The sequence below is a fragment of the Paraburkholderia sp. BR14320 genome (assembly GCF_040948665.1).
GTDB classification, from domain to species: Bacteria; Pseudomonadota; Gammaproteobacteria; order Burkholderiales; family Burkholderiaceae; genus Paraburkholderia; species Paraburkholderia youngii.
This window is the reverse complement of record NZ_JBFPKG010000030.1, coordinates 34,672-52,959: the sequence shown is the minus strand read 5'-3', so window position 1 is coordinate 52,959 and position 18,288 is coordinate 34,672. Positions and strand designations below refer to the sequence as shown.

General features: G+C 62.5%; 18 protein-coding genes. 6 read left to right on the top strand and 12 right to left on the bottom strand.

Translation table 11 applies throughout. The features are described 5' to 3' along the window. Position 1 precedes the first annotated feature (1 nt). The 3 genes from motA to flhD form a co-directional block, all read right to left on the bottom strand. Positions 2–862: a flagellar motor stator protein MotA gene (gene motA, locus AB3X89_RS24890; protein WP_368585652.1), complete on the bottom strand. Its 861-nt coding sequence runs from the start codon at positions 860–862 to the stop codon at positions 2–4. Positions 863–998: 136 nt separating this feature from the next. After that, a complete protein-coding gene (gene flhC / locus AB3X89_RS24885; RefSeq protein ID WP_368585651.1) occupies positions 999–1,649 on the bottom strand; it encodes a flagellar transcriptional regulator FlhC in 651 nt (216 codons plus the stop codon). Then, complete coding sequence (gene flhD, locus AB3X89_RS24880; protein WP_176109964.1) at positions 1,649–1,969, bottom strand: flagellar transcriptional regulator FlhD; 321 nt, start codon at positions 1,967–1,969, stop codon at positions 1,649–1,651. Before flhD ends, flhC begins: the two co-directional genes overlap by 1 nt. A gap of 800 nt (positions 1,970–2,769) precedes the next feature. On the opposite strand from flhD, the gene AB3X89_RS24875 reads away from it, so the two are divergent. Then, complete coding sequence (locus AB3X89_RS24875; RefSeq protein ID WP_152852578.1) at positions 2,770–3,834, top strand: glycosyltransferase family 4 protein; 1,065 nt, start codon at positions 2,770–2,772, stop codon at positions 3,832–3,834. Positions 3,835–4,127: 293 nt separating this feature from the next. Here the strand turns inward: AB3X89_RS24875 and AB3X89_RS24870 are convergent, their stop codons facing one another. Beyond that, the gene (locus AB3X89_RS24870) at positions 4,128–4,430 is read right to left on the bottom strand and encodes an H-NS family nucleoid-associated regulatory protein (RefSeq protein WP_013090908.1); all 303 of its coding nucleotides are present in this window, start codon (positions 4,428–4,430) and stop codon (positions 4,128–4,130) included. Positions 4,431–4,716: 286 nt separating this feature from the next. Here AB3X89_RS24870 and aqpZ point away from each other — a divergent pair, with 286 nt between their 5' ends. The 3 genes from aqpZ to AB3X89_RS24855 all read left to right on the top strand — a co-directional run bounded on the left by aqpZ (position 4,717) and on the right by AB3X89_RS24855 (position 6,961). Further along, positions 4,717–5,457 (top strand): aquaporin Z, encoded by a 741-nt coding sequence (aqpZ, locus tag AB3X89_RS24865; protein ID WP_368585650.1) that lies wholly within the window; start codon positions 4,717–4,719, stop codon positions 5,455–5,457. Positions 5,458–5,609: 152 nt separating this feature from the next. Next, positions 5,610–6,377 carry a histidine phosphatase family protein gene (locus tag AB3X89_RS24860; protein WP_368585648.1) on the top strand — a complete coding sequence of 256 codons (768 nt, stop codon included), beginning with the start codon at positions 5,610–5,612 and terminating at the stop codon, positions 6,375–6,377. 287 nt (positions 6,378–6,664) lie between these two features. Next, complete coding sequence (locus AB3X89_RS24855; RefSeq protein WP_368585647.1) at positions 6,665–6,961, top strand: PXPV repeat protein; 297 nt, start codon at positions 6,665–6,667, stop codon at positions 6,959–6,961. A gap of 113 nt (positions 6,962–7,074) precedes the next feature. On the opposite strand, the gene AB3X89_RS24850 is transcribed toward AB3X89_RS24855, so the two are convergent. Both AB3X89_RS24850 and AB3X89_RS24845 read right to left on the bottom strand, forming a co-directional pair. Then, positions 7,075–7,896: a Cof-type HAD-IIB family hydrolase gene (locus tag AB3X89_RS24850; RefSeq protein WP_368585645.1), complete on the bottom strand. Its 822-nt coding sequence runs from the start codon at positions 7,894–7,896 to the stop codon at positions 7,075–7,077. A gap of 59 nt (positions 7,897–7,955) precedes the next feature. Then, positions 7,956–8,834, bottom strand: coding sequence for a BadF/BadG/BcrA/BcrD ATPase family protein (locus AB3X89_RS24845; protein ID WP_368585644.1), 879 nt, complete (start codon positions 8,832–8,834; stop codon positions 7,956–7,958). Between the two features lie 140 nt (positions 8,835–8,974). On the opposite strand from AB3X89_RS24845, the gene AB3X89_RS24840 reads away from it, so the two are divergent. Then, positions 8,975–9,571: a DNA-3-methyladenine glycosylase I gene (locus AB3X89_RS24840; RefSeq protein ID WP_368585643.1), complete on the top strand. Its 597-nt coding sequence runs from the start codon at positions 8,975–8,977 to the stop codon at positions 9,569–9,571. A gap of 162 nt (positions 9,572–9,733) precedes the next feature. After that, positions 9,734–10,159: a hypothetical protein gene (locus AB3X89_RS24835; protein ID WP_368585642.1), complete on the top strand. Its 426-nt coding sequence runs from the start codon at positions 9,734–9,736 to the stop codon at positions 10,157–10,159. 102 nt (positions 10,160–10,261) lie between these two features. Here AB3X89_RS24835 and rpsU read toward each other — a convergent pair whose 3' ends face one another. The 6 genes from rpsU to AB3X89_RS24805 form a co-directional block, all read right to left on the bottom strand. Continuing rightward, positions 10,262–10,474, bottom strand: a complete 213-nt coding sequence (gene rpsU / locus AB3X89_RS24830; protein WP_006050883.1) for a 30S ribosomal protein S21 — start codon at positions 10,472–10,474, stop codon at positions 10,262–10,264. A 418-nt stretch (positions 10,475–10,892) separates the two neighbouring features. Then, positions 10,893–11,834 (bottom strand): aldo/keto reductase, encoded by a 942-nt coding sequence (locus AB3X89_RS24825; protein WP_368585641.1) that lies wholly within the window; start codon positions 11,832–11,834, stop codon positions 10,893–10,895. Between the two features lie 211 nt (positions 11,835–12,045). Further along, positions 12,046–14,400: a tetratricopeptide repeat protein gene (locus AB3X89_RS24820; protein WP_368585640.1), complete on the bottom strand. Its 2,355-nt coding sequence runs from the start codon at positions 14,398–14,400 to the stop codon at positions 12,046–12,048. Between the two features lie 335 nt (positions 14,401–14,735). Further along, positions 14,736–15,035: a flagellar protein FliT gene (gene fliT / locus AB3X89_RS24815; protein ID WP_368585639.1), complete on the bottom strand. Its 300-nt coding sequence runs from the start codon at positions 15,033–15,035 to the stop codon at positions 14,736–14,738. A gap of 19 nt (positions 15,036–15,054) precedes the next feature. Then, complete coding sequence (gene fliD / locus AB3X89_RS24810; protein ID WP_368585638.1) at positions 15,055–16,641, bottom strand: flagellar filament capping protein FliD; 1,587 nt, start codon at positions 16,639–16,641, stop codon at positions 15,055–15,057. A 148-nt stretch (positions 16,642–16,789) separates the two neighbouring features. Beyond that, complete coding sequence (locus AB3X89_RS24805) at positions 16,790–18,013, bottom strand: flagellin (protein ID WP_368585637.1); 1,224 nt, start codon at positions 18,011–18,013, stop codon at positions 16,790–16,792. Positions 18,014–18,288: the final 275 nt, after the last annotated feature.

Here is an 18,288-nt window from a genome sequence, read left to right as displayed (position 1 = left end):
CTTATTTCGCCTTGACGCGGCGCACGTGCTCTTCGAGCTCGGCGAACGACGGGCGCTCGGTCGAGAACAGCACCTTGCGGCCGAACTCGACCGCGATCGCCGGCGCGTAGCCGTTCAGGCTCGCGAGGATCGTCACCTTGATGCACTGGAACATCTTGGTGGACTCGGTCACGCGCTGTTCGGCGACGCTCGCGAGCGGTCCGATCAGCCCGTACGAAAGCAGAATGCCGAGGAAGGTGCCGACCAGCGCCTGCGCGATCATCTCGCCGAGCACCGCGGGCGGCCTGTCCGCCGAGGCCATCGTGTGCACGACGCCCATCACCGCGGCGACGATACCGAACGCCGGCATCGCGTCGCCGACCTTGCTCAGCGCCTGGGCGGGCGCCTCGCCTTCCTGATGGTGCGTTTCGATCTCCTCGTCCATCAGGCTTTCGATCTCGAACGCATTCATGTTGCCGCCGACCATCAGCCGCAGGTAGTCGGTCAGGAACTCGATGATGTGCTTGTCGGCGAGGATCTTCGGGTACTGCGTGAAGATCGGGCTCTTCGACGGATCGTCGATGTCGGCTTCGAGCGTCAGCGTGCCTTCCTTGCGCGCTTTCGCGAGCAGCACGTACAGGAGCCCCATCAGCTCCATGTAGACGTCCTTGTTGTACTTCGCGCCCTTGAACAGGGTCGGAATGACGCGCAGTGTCGCCTTGATCGTCTTCATCCCGTTACCGAGAATGAACGCGCCAAGTCCGGCGCCGGCGATCATCAGCACCTCAACGGGTTGCAGCAGCGCGCCGAGATGGCCCCCTTCCAGCGCGTAACCGCCGAAGACGGACAACAGCGTCACGAGTGTTCCCACGAATATCAGCACTGCCGAGCCCTCACAAAAATGCGACGGTCACCGTCGTTAGTCAGGTTTACGGCACCGAGGCGGAAAACTTTGGGGAAAAAGACGGCGCTCGCGTCCGGTGTAAACCAGAGGCTTGCGCTGCCTCAACGTGCGCCGCTCAAACTTCGGCGGTGGCGAGGGTGTCGAGCGTGGGAGCGGTGCGGCGGACCTCGTGAGTCCGCGTGTCGGCCACCTGCGGCACTCCGGCCGGGATTCCGGCGACGGCGGTTTGCCGCTCGGCCCGCGTTTGCGCTGCTTTTTTCGTTTTGCCCGCGCGCGACGGCGGCTGACACAGCCCGCAAACGAACGCGTGCTGCGGATCGTGCGCGTGCGCGACGAAGTGGCCGCCGCAGCGGCGACAGGCGCTCAGCTGCAGCATGCCCGAGTCGAAGAAGCGCACCAGCGTCCACGCGCGCGTGAGACTGAGCACCGGCTCGTCGTCGTGCAACTGCACGTGCTCCAGATACAGCCGGTAGCTCTTCACGATCGATTCGATCGCGCGGCAGCCGCCGTAGCCGGCCATGAAACGGTAGATGTTGTAGAACAGCGATGAATGAAAGTTCGGCTGCCAGGTCATGAACCAGTCGGTCGAAAACGGCAGCATGCCCTTGGGCGGCGACACCCCTTTCAGTTCCTTGTACAGCTTGATGAGCCGGTCGCGCGACAGGCTGGTTTCAGCCTCCAGCAATTGCAGACGCGCGCCCAGTTCGATCAGCTCGATCGCGAGGGTGATTTGTCGGGCTTCGAGTACGACGCTCTTACTGGCCATCAGCCGAGCTGCTCGACCGGCTGGCTCGCCATCAGGATGGCCGAATGAGCCTGCGCGATCGCGCTCGACTTGTCCTTGTCCGCGAGGGCGGACAGTACCGCGTGATCGTCGAAGCGGAAGCGGCACAGCATCTGGTTGGACGCCGCGAGCTTGACGGTCTGCGCCAACGACAGGTTGGCGAGCACGTCGGCCAACTGGTCCGAAATACCCATGCGGAACATGCCCATCGGCTTGTCTTCGCGCAGCAGACGCTGGGCGAGCAGCAGATAGGACAGGTTGACTTCTCTGATCTCACTGAGCATGTGGCTGGTCGTGCTCATGATTCCCCCGTTCGTATGCCCGGCTGGTCAGGCCGATTTTTTTTGCGGAAACGTTTGCTCGAACGCGCGCGCTTAACCCGCGCGAATCGACTCGTCTCTGGTCTTGCAAGCATTGTCTCGAAAGGGGGCACAGCCGAAAATCGGAGAGACACCCCACCGGGATGACGGATTAATCCGTCATTTGTGTAGGAATAATTCCTACAAGTCAGGGTGCGGCGAGTCCCAAATTGGGACGAATTGAGGCGCTGGGCGGGACCGATGATGCGCGCTGGGAATATTTACGGCTGCGGCGTGTACCGGTTGGTGAGTTTTTAGAATTTCACCACCGCACCGTAAAACGGTGAACAAGAATTATAAGACGTTTTCACCCGCCTGCCATCGCCTCCGTTACCCGCGTTTTCCATTCATCCGACCCCCGGGTCCGCTGCTTGCTACGGTGCATTTCGCCCTGTGGCGCGCTCGATTGAGTCGGCGCAATTGCGTTTGCCGATCATGGGACGGTTGCGATTGGACTGTGTATCCCAGGCTGTAACGGTCCATGTTTCGCGCTGTAACAACATTAAGCGTTTGAAAAATAACTCGAATTACCGCGGTCGATCCCGATAATGGAGGCTAAGGGATTACCCGATACCTATTTCGGACCACCCTTCGGGCGGGGAGAAACCGCGCCCAACCGCCCGTTAGGGCTACGTACCTCGAGCGGTCCCGCCGTCGTGCGAAGCCCCGGTGAGATCAAAAATCTGCATGGGATTCGGGTCAGCGCCCCTCGCGCTAACTCCAATCGATACAGGAGAAAACGCATGCGAATCGCACAAATCGCGCCGCTCTACGAAGCTGTCCCTCCGAAACTCTATGGCGGCACCGAACGTGTCGTGTCGTATCTGACCGAAGCGCTCGTCGACCTCGGCCATGACGTCACGCTGTTCGCGAGCGGCGACTCGGTCACGTCCGCCAATCTCGAGGCGTGCTGGCCGCGCGCGCTGCGCCTCGATCCGACGATTCGCGATGCATTGGCGCCGCACGTGCTGATGATGGAAAAGGTCCGCAAGGTCGCGCACGAGTTCGACGTACTGCACTTCCATCTCGACTACATGCCGTTCCCGCTGTTCACGACGATGGACACGCCGTTCGTGACCACGCTGCACGGCCGTCTGGACCTGCCGGAATTGCAGCCGGTGTTCGACGCGTTCTCGCATGTGCCGGTCGTGTCGATTTCGGATTCGCAGCGTCTGCCGCTGCAGCAGGCCAATTGGCTCAGCACGATCTATCACGGTCTGCCGGACCAGCTGTTGACGCCGCAGCCTCACAAGAAGCCCGAATACCTCGCGTTCCTCGGCCGCATCTGCCCGGAAAAACGCGTCGATACAGCCATCAAGATCGCCGCGCAAAGCGGTCTGCCGCTGAAGATCGCCGCCAAGGTGGACAAGGTCGACATGGAGTACTTCAAGCGCGAAATCGAGCCGCTGCTGTCGATGGCGCATGTCGAGTTCGTCGGTGAAATCAACGAGGCGCAGAAACCCGAGTTTCTGTCGGGAGCGAAAGCGCTGTTGTTCCCGATCGACTGGTCCGAGCCGTTCGGCCTCGTGATGATCGAGTCGATGGCCTGCGGTACGCCGGTTATCGCGTTCAACCGCGGCTCGGTGCCCGAGGTGATCGACCACGGCGTGACCGGCTATATCGTCGAGGACGTGCAAGGCGCGGTAGCGGCTCTGCAGCGTCTGGACGAGCTGTCGCGCACCGAAATCCGCGCCCAGTTCGAACGCCGCTTCAGTTCGAAAACGATGGCGCAGAACTATGTCGACGGCTATTCGGCCTTGATTGAAACGTCGCGGCGCCCGGTATTGCGCCAGGTCGCGGTCGGCTAAGCGCGCTTGAAAACGGCCGGCGCTTTTACGGCCGGCCGTTTTCGGTCCGCTTTGAAGCGGCGCTGTGAACCTTCGCTTATAACGCCCAATAGCGGACGAATCCGGCATCGGTATCGTTTGCAGGACCGGAAGACGAAGTCATTCTCGCCGCCGGACGCGAAAAAGCCGCCCTGTATGGGCGGCTTTTTTAATACTGCGATGGTGGCGCTTCCACCGCGGATTAGCGCGTAGCGATTAAGCCGAAGCGGCAAAAAACCTTCAAACCGCTTGCACCGCGTCACCTCGAGCGGAGATCAGGCCGAGCCAATCAGAAAGCGCTCGCGATTCTTGCCAACGATCCATTTGGGCGGCTTGCCGCGCCCGCTCCATGTATTGCCCGACTTGGGGTCCTGATATTTTGCCGGCAGCGGCGTCTTCTTGGGCGGGCGGCCGCGCTTGGCGGCGACCGCGAAACCGAGATCCTGCGCGGTCAGACCGTATTCGGCGATCTTTTGGCGGATGTCGGCAACGACATTGTCGATTTCCGTGCGTCGCGCTTCTTCTGCCTGTGCCTGCAATTTGGCTATCTGCGCCTTGAGGTCTGCATATTGAGACATTCGGTTCTCCCCTTTCTAGAACTCATTCGACCGCAGACTAGCTGCAATTATAGAAATTCGCAATGGCCACTAATACCGGTTTAGCGAATTTTCCTCTGATAATTATTAAAGCGTGTGAATTGTAAAACATGCGCTTTATCTCGTAATAGTTTATAAATTCTGTCCAGATTGACAATCCTTGACACCTGATTTGGCGCTGCCTACCTAGAATTGCGCGTTCAACGTACGTACTCGCGGTTTCCGATGGGTGCTTCTGAAGTGCCAATTCTTTTTAGGATCACCAAACATGCAGTTGTCAAAGCGCCTCGTTGCCGAACTGTTCGGCACCTTCTGGCTCGTGCTCGGAGGCTGCGGCAGCGCGGTCCTCGCCGCCAACTTCGCCGGGCCGGTTCATGGTCTGGGCATCGGCTTCGTCGGCGTGTCGCTGGCCTTCGGCCTGACCGTGCTGACGATGGCTTTTGCGATCGGCCACATTTCAGGCTGCCACCTGAATCCGGCGGTGAGCGTCGGCCTGACCGTCGCCGGCCGATTCCCGGTGCGCGATCTGCTGCCCTATGTCGCCGCGCAGGTACTCGGCGCGGTGTTCGGTGCATTCGTGCTGTCGCTGATCGCGTCGGGCAAGCCGGGCTTCGACCTGGTCGCGAGCGGTTTCGCGACGAACGGTTATGGCGAGCAATCGCCGGGGCACTATGCGCTCGCCGCCGCCTTCGTTTGCGAAGTGGTGATGACGGGCTTCTTCCTGTTCGTAATTCTCGGCGCGACTGATCGCCGCGCGCCGGCCGGCTTCGCGCCCATCGCGATCGGCCTGTGCCTGACGCTGGTCCACCTGGTCTCGATTCCGGTCACCAACACGTCGGTCAATCCGGCGCGCTCGACGGGGCCGGCGCTATTGGTCGGCGGCGCGGCGATCGATCAGCTGTGGCTGTTCTGGGCTGCGCCGATCATCGGTGCGGTGATCGCGGGAGTCGTCTATCCGCTGATCGCCGAGGATCGCTGCAGCGATGCGAGCAAGCTGGCGCTCGACTGACGGCTGGTTCGACGCGTCGGTCGCATGAATGGGCGCCCCGGCGCCCATTACTCATTGCGAGCGCCAATGCGATATCAATGCGCGGCAGCCGCGTGCCGGAGAGCACCGCTGCTAGAATCGGGCGACTTCCCAGCCTCGCACAGGTGCTTTCGATGAACCGTTTCCGCGGATTCCTGCAAGGCGTCGCACTGTCGCTCGGCGGCTTGTGCGCGAGCGCGCTGACGTTGCCGGACGCGTCCGCGGCGACGAACACGGCGACTGTCGTCGCAACCGCAGCCCCCGCCACGGCTGGGGCGGGCGGCAATATCGAAACCCTCGTATTCGTTCGCCATGGCGAGAAGCCTGCGCAAGGCTACGGCCAGCTAGACTGCCAGGGGCTCAACCGAGCGCTCGCGTTGCCGGCGGTGATCGCCGCCAAATTCGGCAAACCCGATGCGATCTACGCGCCGGACCCCGGCCAGCAAAAAGACGACGGCGGTCATCCGTACTATTACGTGCGCCCGCTCGCGACGATCGAGCCGACCGCGATTCAATTCCAGCTACCGGTGCAAACGCCGTACGGCTTTGCGCAGGTCGACCAGCTCGGCAACGCGCTCGTCGACCCGGCTAATCGCGGCAAGCTGATCGTGATTGCGTGGGAGCACAAGCTGATCGAGAAGCTGTTGCGGCAGCTGTTGAGCGCGCATGGCGGTCGCGCGGCCGACGTGCCGAAATGGCAAAGCGACGACTTCGACAGCATTTACATCGTCCGGCTCGACTGGCAGAACGGCATGCCGCGCGCGAGCTTCAAGCATGACCGCGAAGGGCTCGATGGCCGGGCGACCGATTGCCCTTGTGCTGCGTTGCCGGCGGTGTCGGCGTCTTCGGCAGGCGCGGCCTCTTCCGCCAGTTCGACCGCTTCGGCGCCTGCGGCGGATTAATAGGGTAATACAGATGTAAGCCACGATTACGTGGGCCGGTGCATCAAGCTGCAAGCGTGTGCGACGCGCCGCCTGCCGGCCTGGATTGTCCGGCCGCAAAGCCCCGTGGGGCGCGGCTGCCAGCGAAGTAAGGTGTCTGCGCGCAACGTCCGCGAGTTCTTTCCGCCTGCCTTCGCTGACTTCGACGATGCTTGCAGTCCGTAACATCTGGTCGCAGTCCTCCCCGGCTCGAGTGCGTACATTGGTCCTGTGCGACAAACCTACGTCGCCTCACAGGAGAGACCAACATGAAGCGCATCGTCACTCACTTGCTGGTTGCTGCCGGACTCGCGGCGGGCGCATGCGGTGTCGCGCAGGCGCATACGGATCTGAGCGTCGGCCTATCGCTCGGCGCTCCGGTTTATGCCGCGCCCGCGCGCGTCTACGCCGCGCCGGAGCCGGTGTATTACGGCGGCTGGGATCATCGCTACGCGCGCGGCGACTACTACTACCGCGACTATCACCGCGATGACCGCGGCTGGGGTCACGACAATCGTCGCTGGGGCCATGACTATCGCGGTGAGCACCGCGGCTGGCGGGATTGACGGGCGTAAGCGGAGTGCATCACGCTCCGCGCTTCTCGCTTCGCGAGCAACTTCTGCGGCCCGCATCCACGCGAGTGTGGATGCGGGCCGCCTTCAATTTGAGTGATTGCGGTTCAGGACGCCAGTTCGTCTTTGAGAGCAAACAGTTTACGCAGATGATGCGCAACGCCGGCCTCGAAATTGTTGCCAATGCGCGGCACATGCGGCAGACGCGTGATCAGATCGGGATTGGCATTGTTCATCATGAATGGATGGCCGGCCGTCTCGAGCAGATCGATATCGTTCATGTTGTCGCCGAACGCGACGCACTGCGACGCGTCGATAGCGAGTCGCTCGAGCACGATCTGCAGCGCGCGCCCCTTCGACACATTCGCGGTCATCACTTCAAGACAATCCGGCAACGAATACGTCACGTATAGCCGCTCGTCGAATTCGCGTTCCAGATTGGCGGCAACCTGCGCGAGATCGGCGGGATCGCCGATATACAGCGCCTTGGCAATGTCGACGCCATTGTGCTTCGGCAGGTCGGTCACTTCGTACGTGAAGCCCGAATCCTGGTGAAATTCCAGCAGATGGGGCGCGTCGCGATCGATCAGCCACGCCTCGTCAGCAAACAGACTGACGATCACTCGACCATGCGCGCCGACAATTTCTGGCTGCACGAGACGCTGGACGATCGCGGGCTGCAGATCGTCGGCGTGAATCACGGTGTTGTCAGGCGCGTGAACCCGCGCGCCGTTCGACGTGATCAGGTATGGATTGATGCCGAGCAGATCGCGGATGCCCGCGACGTCGCAGTAGTGCCGCCCCGTGGCGATCACGAACTGCAGCCCGTCGCTTTCGAGCTTGCGCACCGTGGCGACCGTGAACGGGTCGACCTGGTGGTCGGCGTTGAGCAGTGTGCCGTCGAGATCCGTGGCGATGACTTTATACATGGTGAGTCCGGCGGCTGAGCCGTCGAGGCAGCGTCAAAGCCGATATTTTACAGGTCTCGTCAAGCCAGCCGCTGCGCCTCGTGCCGCGCCAGCTGCAAGCCGCCACGCGCCGAATCCGCCCGCGGCTCGCGCAGGCGCGCCTGATACGCCTCGGGCACGTACTCGCGCAGCGGCGCGCCGAGGCCTCCGCATAGCGCGACCGGCAGCGCGCCCGTCGCGTCCAGCGCGGCGATCATCTTGCCCACTTCGACGCCAGCCTCGCCGAGCAGGCGCGCCGCGAACGGATGTGCGCGGTGTTCGATCGCGATCGGTGCGAGCCGCGCGTAGGCAGTTTGATTAGCCGCGCACAGCCACACGACCAGGCTGTCGCGATCCTGAGTGCCGGTATGCGCGAGCAACGCATGCGCGAGATCGTCGACGGCAGCGCGGCCGTCTAGTGCCTGTTGCGCGTGCACGATCAGCCGCAGGCCGAGCCACGCGCCGCTCGCCTCGTCGCCTGACGGAAAGCCGTAGCCGCTGGCCATGCGGAACTCGCCGTCGTTCGCAAGCGAGGCCGCGACGCTGCCGGTGCCGAGTGCGACGATCACGCCGGGCGAGCCTTCGTGCGCGCCGAGCAAGGTCGTGTAGGCGTCGGATTCGACGGCGAGTCCGGCCAGTCGCGGCGCGTGCTCGTGAAACTCGGCGAGCCAGTCGCGATTGTTGACGCCCGCGAGTCCGCAACCGAGCACGCAGCGCGACCAGTCCAGCGCGATGCCGGCTCGCTCGAACGCTTCGCCGCAGGCGGCCTGAATGGACTGCCATGCGCGCGGGATGCCGAGCCCGAGGCCCGATGGTCCGCTTGCCGCCTGCGCCAGTTCGCGGCCCTGCGCATCGGCGAGCACGACGCGCGTGCCGGTGCCGCCGCCGTCGACGCCAATCAGAAAGAAGTCGTGGTTCATCGAATCGAATCAGTTGTGTGGGTGAATAACGCTTAGCGTGGCAGGTCAGTTTGAATCGCGCAATTAGCCGATTGGCCAGCTTGCGGCGTACACCGCTTCCGCTATGCTGGCGATCGATACGACCACGCGGGAGCGCGACAGTGACACAACGATGCAACTGGGTATCGAGCGAAGCGCTCGCACAGTACCACGACTCCGAGTGGGGTGTACCCTCGCGCGACGACCACCACCTGTTTGAAATGCTGGTGCTCGAAGGCGCTCAGGCCGGGTTGTCGTGGTCGGCGATACTCAACAAGCGCGCCGGCTACCGCCGTGCTTTCGCGGACTTCGACATCGACAAGGTCGCTGCCTTCACGCCGAAGCACGTAGACGCGCTCGTCGCCGATGAGAGCATCGTGCGGCATCGCGGCAAAATCGAGGCGGCGATCCAGAACGCGCGCGCCGTGCTGCAGATCCGGGCCGAACACGGCTCGCTCGCGAACTTCGTGTGGTCATTCGTCGACGACACGCCGATTCAGAACGAATGGGCTTCGTATAAGCATGCGCCTGCGTCGACGGAAGTATCGGACGCGCTGAGCAAGGCGCTCAAGCGTTATGGCTGCAAATTCGTCGGGTCGACGATCTGCTATGCATTCATGCAGGCGGTTGGCATGGTCAACGATCATGAGACGACTTGCATGTGCCGTGAGCGATGCGCGTCGCTGGGCAAGAAGGGGCGTCGTCGTAAGGCGGGGTAAGGCCAAGGGGTCCGTCGGACGCGCAAACTCGCGAATTGGCGCCTTTTCATGCTCGTAGTCGGTCCTTCGTCGGACGGCGCACGGTGGATACTCATCGCCATGCGCTCGCTCGATGTGCGCTCAACAACAAATAACTACCGCCTCGGACGCGGGAGACCAACCATGAAAACTCTTCGCTTCCTGACGCATCAGGACATATACGATCGGTCCGTCACGCATCTGTTCGAACAGAAACGCGCTGCATTGCTACCGAGGGGTGGCGGCGCCTACCGCGGCTATTGTGGCGGATGCCCGGTCGGCAACCTGATCAAGCCGCGCGACTATGTGACTGCGATGGAAGGCGTGCCCGTGCGCTTCATCGGCAAACCACCGACGGAAGTGCCCGCTTACATGGATGTCGGCGTGGCCGCGCTGAAAAAAGCGCTGCTGCGCGCCCGCATCAACGTGTATGACCCCGTGACCATCGCTCTGCTCAGTTGCCTGCAAAACGTGCACGACGTGTTCGGCACGTGGGAGTGGCACGACCGGCTGGGCTCGATCGCGCGCGAATTCGGACTGTCGGCCGAGCGGCTGAGGAACGCGGCGTAACGGCTGCCCCGGCGGCGCACAAATCCGACGCCGCAAAAGCAAAACGGCGGTGTGGCTTCTGTCGAAGCTCACACCGCCGTTCGGCGTACGTAAAAAGCGTGCTTAGTGCAGCTTTTTTGGCAGCATCTGGCTGCGCAGACGCTTGTGCAGGCGCTTAACAGCTGCTGCCTTCTTGCGCTTGCGAGCCGTAGTCGGCTTTTCGTACGACTGGCGCTCACGCAGTTCAGCGATCAGGCCATTCTTTTCGATTGCGCGACGAAAGCGGCGAATTGCCACTTCGAACGGCTCGTTTTCCTTCAGAAGAATCGTCGTCATGTAATTCCTAACTCAATCACTAGATACGGGTTTAATTGCTTGGCGGTAACCGCTCAGGTCACCACTTACGCACCGGCACTCCGGTCACTCCGATTCATGGCCAGTAACAGGCAAACGCGAGGCTCATAAACAACCCCGGCCAAACCACGAATGAAGCGAGAGGCAAAGCGGCCACGGAGGCCGGAAAAGAGAGGTGGGGAGTTCACCGCGGAACGCGGACAGACGTAATGCAAAAGCCGCGTCTGTTGCCGTTTCGCCAACCTTTCATCAATGAAGAACACTGACGAAACAGGCAAAGATCTCAATTCACTCCCGATGATATCAGGAAACTCTCCATCCTACCAGGGGTTTACCGATTGCGCCAGGCTTTTCCCTGGCGCCGATCGCCTTCGCGTGGGCGATCGAGGCGCCCGCCTTATCAGGCGCTCGCTTCGTCCAGTTCACGGATATCGTCGGCGGTGAGGGACAGGTGGACAGCTGCGATCAGGCTCTTCAACTGCTCGACCGAGGTCGCGCTCGCAATGGGGGCCGTAACGCTCGGCCGCGCGATCAGCCATGCAAGCGCGATCGCGGCCGGCGTGCTGCCGTGCCGTTGCGCGACGCGGTCGAGCGCGCCGAGAATCCGTAGGCCGCGCCCGTTCAGGTATTTTTCGACCCGGCTCCCGCGTGCCTTGCCGGCCAGATCGGCCTCGCTGCGGTATTTGCCCGACAGGAACCCGCTCGCGAGGCTGTAATAGACCACCACGCCGAGATGATTCGCCAGCGCCACCGGTTCGTTGTCGCCCTCGTATTGCGCGCGGTCGTACAAGTTGTATTCGGGTTGCAGCAACTGATACTCGGGCAGCCCGTGCTCGCGCGACACCGCAAGCGCTTCCTCGACGCGCGCGCCACTATAGTTAGACGCACCGATCACGCGCACCTTGCCCACCTCGATCAGCTTCTGATACGCACCGAGCGTTTCAGCGAGCGGCGTCGCGGAGTCGTCGTCGTGGGAGAAATAGACGTCGACGTAATCGGTTTGCAGGCGGCGCAGCGAGTCTTCTACGGCCGCCTGGATATTTGCCGCCGACAGCCCCTTGCGCTGCGGATGCTTCGACACCTTGGTCGCGAGCACGATCCGTTCGCGCTTGCCGCTTCGCCGGAACCACTTGCCGAGGATCGTCTCCGACTCCCCGCCCTGGTTGCCGGGCACCCAGGCCGAGTAGACATCGGCGGTGTCGATGAAATTGAGTCCGGCTTCGACGAACGCATCGAGGATCGAGAAAGAGGTGGCTTCATCGGCCGTCCAGCCGAATACGTTGCCGCCGAACATCAGCGGGGCGACCTGCAACGAGGAAGTGCCGATCCTGCGTAGTTCCATGATGGCTCCAGACTGGGGTGGACGGAATGGCGTGAGCGAACTGCTTGGGACGATGCCGGGACCGTTGAGCATACGCCGCCTTGCACCAGGTTGCAGCCGGGACCGACGGCTACGCTGCACGCCTCGTGCCTGAACGCAGTCGATGCATGGGACAAAAGATGACGCAATTGCTCGCGCGCGCCTCGAGCATTTTCAGAACACCGCTGGAGTTTTATGAATGCCGCCCTGCATTGTGCGCATTGCTGACATCCGCTAGCACCTCGAAATGCTCAGGCTTGAGCCCATCGCACCACCGCTGCCACATGATGCGAAACGCGCGCGACGCGGCATTGGCGATCGTACCCGCATCGATAAGGACCGACTGCCTGCAGTAGTCGCGAAGCTCCCGCCGCACTACCGCGAGCGCTTCGGGGTCGGCGGCCAGCGCGGCGCACTTGCGCACGAAGTCGTCCTTGTCCCGCGCGACGAAGGCCGCGTCTAGCCCGAGGTGCGAAAGCCACCCCGTGCTGCTGCGGCTCGCCATCGAAACGCCGGGCAGGGTCATGGTGGGCACGCCCATCCACAGCGCTTGCATGGTCGTGGTCGAATTGCCGAAGGGGAACGTGTCGAGACAGACGTCGATCAGATGGTGCTGCTGCAGGTAGTGCACGACGTTTCCACGCTTCAGAAAGCTGAGGCGACTCACGTCGATGCCTTCGCCCGCGAGCAGTCCGGTCAGTTTGGTGATCTGCTCCGGCTCGCTAATCGCACCGACGAGCAAGCGGGAATCCGGCACCTCGCGTAGCACCCGCGCCCAGAGCGCCACAACTTCGGGGCCGATCTTGACGATCCGGCTGAAGCTGCCGAACGTGATGAAGCCGTTCTTCAGCGCGGGCAGATCGTTGACTTCGGGCGCTTGCGGATGCGGCTTGAACGGCGCGAGCGCGGGGAGGAACACGAGTTTCTCGGAGAACCAGCTCTCGAACTGTTCAAGCGGCGTGACAAACCGGTCCGACAGGTAGTAATCGACGGAATCGAGACCGGTCGTGGCTGGGTTGCCGATCCAGCTCACCTGGACCGGCGCCGGCTTGCGCGCGAAGGTCAGGAGTCGGTTGCGGCCGGTATGGCCCGACAGGTCGATGAGGATATCGATGCCGTCGTTACGGATCTTCTGTGCGACGGTGTCGTCGCTCATACCGAAGATTTCGCTCCAGGTCCGTGCATGGGCGCGAATCTCCTCGGTGAAGCTGTCAGTCACCGTGTAGTTCGAATAGATGTGCAATGACAAGCTAGGGTCGCGCGCCAGGTGCTCCAGCACCGACAGGAAGAAATACGCAACCGGGTGATTGATCAGGTCGCCCGAAACGAAGCCAATCCGCAGACGCCGCGCCGGATCACGGTCGTTGGTGTGCCGGGGCCGACGCGTGTTCAGCGGTGCTTCGTGGCGTGCCGCGAACGCGCGGAACTCCGCGAATGCGCCGGCTGCATCGAGGTCGGGCTTGTGCATCAGGTAGAACAGCAGGTTGCTGTGTGTCACTGACTGCATCGGAGCCAGTTCAAGTGCGCGGCGAAAGGCGGTTTCGGCTTCGTCGTACAGTCCATGCTTGCCCAGCGCGCAGGCGAGCGAGTCGAATTCGTATGCATCGTTCGGCGCTAGCTCCACGGCACGGCGGAGATAGCCAATCCCCTCGGCGAATCTGCCCATTTCCAGCAAGGCGGAGCCCAAGTTGCGATGCAGTGAAGCATTCTCGGGGTATTTTTCGAGCGCCTGTCTGCAATGCGCCTCGGCACGCTGATACTGGCGAGTGACAATGAGCCGGTCTGCCAGTATTGTCTGGGCGAGGATGTGTTTAGGCAGCAAGCGGGCGGCATGCTCGGCCGCCTCGACGGACTCGTTGAAGCGTCCCGTGAGTTGCAGGACACGCCCAAGTTCGAACCAACATTCGCCGTGCGCAGGGTATTGCTGCGTCAGTCTGCGGGCAATCTTCAGCGCCGCTTCGAGTTTCCCGCTGTCCAACAAATGCTGGTATTGGCGCATCTCCTTGAGGCTTGCTCGGCGCGTATCGATTTTCACGCGCTCGTCCGTCTCGGGTGCCAGAGGAGGTGCGTTGCAACCGCTCGCATCGGCCTGCGGAGCGGTTGCCTCGCCCTCCGGATCAGACATGAGCCGCTCATTTTCCCCGTTAATCCGCGCGCCCAGCGTCCGGACGGCTGCATCGGGAAGACCTTGTTGGCGCGCGACGTCGAGCGCGATCCGCGCCGCCTCGGTCTGCTTGCTGGCGACGAGGGCGTTGATGTAATAGACCCAGATCTGCCCGTTCTGCGGCACCTGCCCGAGCACCGTCTCGAAATGCGGCACGGCCTCGGCGGGCCGCTCCGTTTGCATGAACAGCACGCCGAGGTGGTAGTGCGCGTCGGTGTGATCGCTCGCGACCTCCAAGACAGATGCATAGAGCGCTGCGGCCTCACCATATTCCTGCTTCTGATGATGGTCGATCGCGCTCTGCATGGCGAGCGCGATGTCGTGATTCTGCTGTAGTTCGGAGGCAAACGGGACGGTGTCGGCCGGAATAGGAAAAGCGGTCATGACGAGGGCGCGCGTGTGCGGCAGGAAGTCGGAACGATGAAATTATGGGGGGCGGACAATTGCGCCGATGGTCCGAGCTAGCGTCAAAACAGCCGCCAATTTGGCTTCGATTACGAGATACGCGGGGAATCCAGCGTGAAACTCAGCCTCAATGAGAAGAACGATGGCAGCGCAAAGGGTTTTGGGCAGTCGTGAACTCCTTCTTTCTTGCCTGAAGTGATTGCGAAAACGGTCCGTTCTCAAGTCAGAGCAACGGAAAGGCGAGAAAAAGCCCGCACAAGGCGGGCCGGGAAGCGCGCGCGCCGCGAACGGCGCGATGGAACGTTAGGGCAGCTTCAGTACCGCGCCACGTTCAGATACTGCCCGGCGTTCCGGCTCGCTTGCATGCTCGCCTGATACTCGGCGCCCAGCGCCTGCTGCGCGGCCTGCGCGGCCTCGACAATTCGGCTGTCGATCTCGTGGATCGCCTTGAGCCGCGCCATGACCTCCTGCGGCTGGGGTGCGCCGAGCGCCGTCAAGAGCGGCGAGCGCTCGTCCGCGATTTGCGCGGCACGCTCCCACTCGCCGACAGCGACCGCCAGTTCGAGCTCTTTCGTCATCTGCCAGATGCGCTCGATCGTTGCAACGTTCTGCATGACTCGCTCCTCGTTGCGCTCACTTCTTGTTCGTGGCGAGCGCGCCTGCGCTGTTGGCGCCACCGAACAGTTGCGTGAGGTATTGCGAGTTGCTGCTCATCGTCGCCATGAGCGTGTTGAGCGCCGTGAATTGCGCGGTGTACATGCTAGTGAGCTGGGCCTGCCACGCCGTGAGCGTCGTCTTCTGATTCGAGAGGCTCGTCAGCTCGCTGTTGATCGCATCCGTGCGGTTCTGGATGATGCCGCCGGACGAGGTGTAGGTCGTGATGCTGTCGTCCAGTTGCGCGGCGATGCCGTTCGTCGGGTTGAACAGCGAGGCTACGGCCGACTGTTTGTTCTGGAGCGCATTGCTGAGCGTCGTGTTGTCGACCGAGAGGGTGCCGTCCGCCTGGAGCGTGATGCCGATCGCGGCGAGCGTCGTCTTCGAGGTGCCGCTGCCCACGCCGCTGCCCACGATCTTGGCGAGCTGATTCTGGATCATGTTCACCGTAGAATCGCCGATCAGCACGCCCTGCGACGTCGAGTTCGCGTTGTACGCCGTCAGCGATCCCATCGTCGTAACGAGCGTGTTGTAGAGGCTGACGAAATTGTTGATCGCCGAGGACTCTGCGCTGGTGTTCTGCGCGATCGTGAGCGTCTGCGTGGTGCCGACCGCCGCTGCCGTGAGGTTCAGCGTTACGCCGGACACGGCCGCCGTCACGGTGTTCGAGGAGCTGGTTACGCCGACACCGCCGAGCGTAAAGTACGCATCCTCGGCGGCTTGCGTCTGGGTCCAGCCCGTGCCGGTAATGGTCGACTGGCTGGGGTTGATTGCTTTGCCGCTGCTATCGGTACCCGTGAGGTCGCTCGCACTGGAGATCGACCTGCCAGCGGTCGTCGTCACCGCGAGTTGGTTGAGGGCATCGGCGTTGCCGCTCGCATCCTTATTCGAATCGTTGACAGTGATGCTGATGCCGCTCGACGCGCCGGTCGAGGCCGATTGCAGCACGAGGTGCGCGCCGTCCGCGCCCGTCACCACGGTCGCCACTACGCCGGGATTGTCGTTTGCCGAATTGATCGCCGATGCAATGCCGGCGATCGAGCTGTTCGAGCTATTCAGGGAAATCGTGCTGCTCTTGCCGTTGACCGTCAGGGTCATCGTGGCCGCGCCGGAAGCCAGGTTCGTGGCCGAACCGTAGCCCGCCGAGGTGAGTACTTGCGACGTGGCGACCTGCGCCACATTGAGCGAGTACGAACCCGCCACCGCGCCGGTGCTGGCGGTTGCAGTCACACCGCTGCCGCTCAGGGTGGTGGAGAACGAGTTGAGCGTCGCGCCGTCGCTGAGCGGCCCGGCGGCTGCCTGCAACGCGGACAGTGCCGCGGATAGCGTGCCGTATGCCGAGATCAGCGTGTTGTCCGCGGTCTGCTCGGCAGCGATGGTCGCGGCCTGGCCGGCGGTCTTGGCGTTGACGAGCGCGCTGACGAGCGAACTTGTGTCCATCGACGAATTGGTCGAGCCGCTAATGATCGACTGGGCGGCTGCCTGCACCGTGGCGTTGGCGCTTGCGGTCGTGGTGGCGACTGCACTTGCGATCGCGCTGGTGGTGGATCCGGTTACGGTGGACATGAGAAGGCTCCGAGCGTCGGCAATGCCGGTTAAAGCGATTTAACAAGCGGGGTAACGCAGGAAAAGACAATCGGGAGGCAAGCCTCCCGACGGGTTTGCGTCCGGCGCGCATCGAGCCGCGCGCCGGATGCCTGCAGCGGGAAGCGCCTTACTGGAGGAGCTTCAGGATCTGCTGCGGTTGCGAGTTCGCTTGTGCCAGAACTGAGATACCGGCTTGCTGAAGCACTTGCGCCTTGCTCAGGTTCGCCGTTTCTTGCGCGAAGTCCGCGTCCCGGATCGACGACTGTGCGCTCGACAGGTCGGTCGATTGCGCTTGCTGCGTTGAGCCAATGACGCTGAAGCGGTTTTGCGCCGCGCCCAGCGTTGCCTGGAGGCTGTTAAGCGTGTTCAACGCGTTGTCGATCGATTCCATCGCCATGCTGCCGCCGCTCTGGGTGCTGATGTCGATCTTTGCAACAGTCGACGGCGTGTTGAACGCATTGATCTGAGCAATTGCATTGGCGTTGTCGAGTCCAGCTTGAGCTGCGTCGACGGCACTTTGCGATCCGGTGCCAGCGGCGAGATTTGCCTTGGCGGTACTGAGCGCAGTCTGGTAGGCGGACGCAGAGCTCACGGCGGCATCCGCAAGCGTCATAGCCGCACCGGTGCCGTTGAAGCTGCTGGCTGCCGCACCGAACACACCCGAGACTTCAGCGCTGGTCAGTGCCTGGTTGTTCTGATCCGTGAACGTGAAGCCACCGCTGCCGTCGGAGAGCACGTTGATGGAGGTGATCGTGGCCGTTCCAGTCGTAGCAGCACCGGCCGAGTCCAGCGACAGGTTGGTGAGCGTGCCGAGCGTATTGCCCTTTACCGGCACGCCGTTGCCGAGCTTCGCAGCCGACATGTCTTGCGTCAGGTTCAGGCTGATCGTCTGGCCAACGTTCGCGCCGACCTGGAACGACACGTTGCCCATCGTACCGTCGAGCAGGTTCATGCCGTTGAACGTCGTTTGCGACGCGATACGGTTGACTTCCGAAACTTGCTGTGCAACTTCCTTCTGCAGCGCTGCACGGTCATCGTCGGTCATCGAGCCGTTCGCCGATTGCGTAGCCAGCTGGCGGATACGCTGCAGGCTGTTCGTCAGCGACGCCAGGCCGCTCGATGCCGTTTGCACCATCGAAGTGCCGTCGTTCGAGTTCGACACACCCTGGTTCAGACCGTTGATCTGGGTCTGCATGATGTTCGAGATCGCAAGACCTGCTGCGTCGTCCGCTGCGCTGTTGATGCGCTTGCCCGACGACAGGCGCGTGATCGCCTGCGACAGCGCGCTACCCGAACCAGACAGGTTCTGTTGCGCGACGAGCGAGTTGATATTGCTGTTGATTCCGAGCATTGAAATTCTCCTGATGGGGCCCTCGGCCCAGTAACGGCAGCGGTTCGTTGGTTGGCCGCCTTGTTTGTGATTACGACCCCACCCGGGAAAACTTTAGCCACTTGTTGATACGCCCCTGCCCCCTTCCTACGTCAGCGCGTCGCGGGGGACACGTCATTAGAGATCGGGGGAACCTGGGCTTCGTCCTTCGGGTTTCCGCCGTTTGAGGCTCGGGGGCGTCGATGACCTCTTTCGCGTCGCAATGCTGATGCGTCGCGGATCGCGCTCGATGTGCG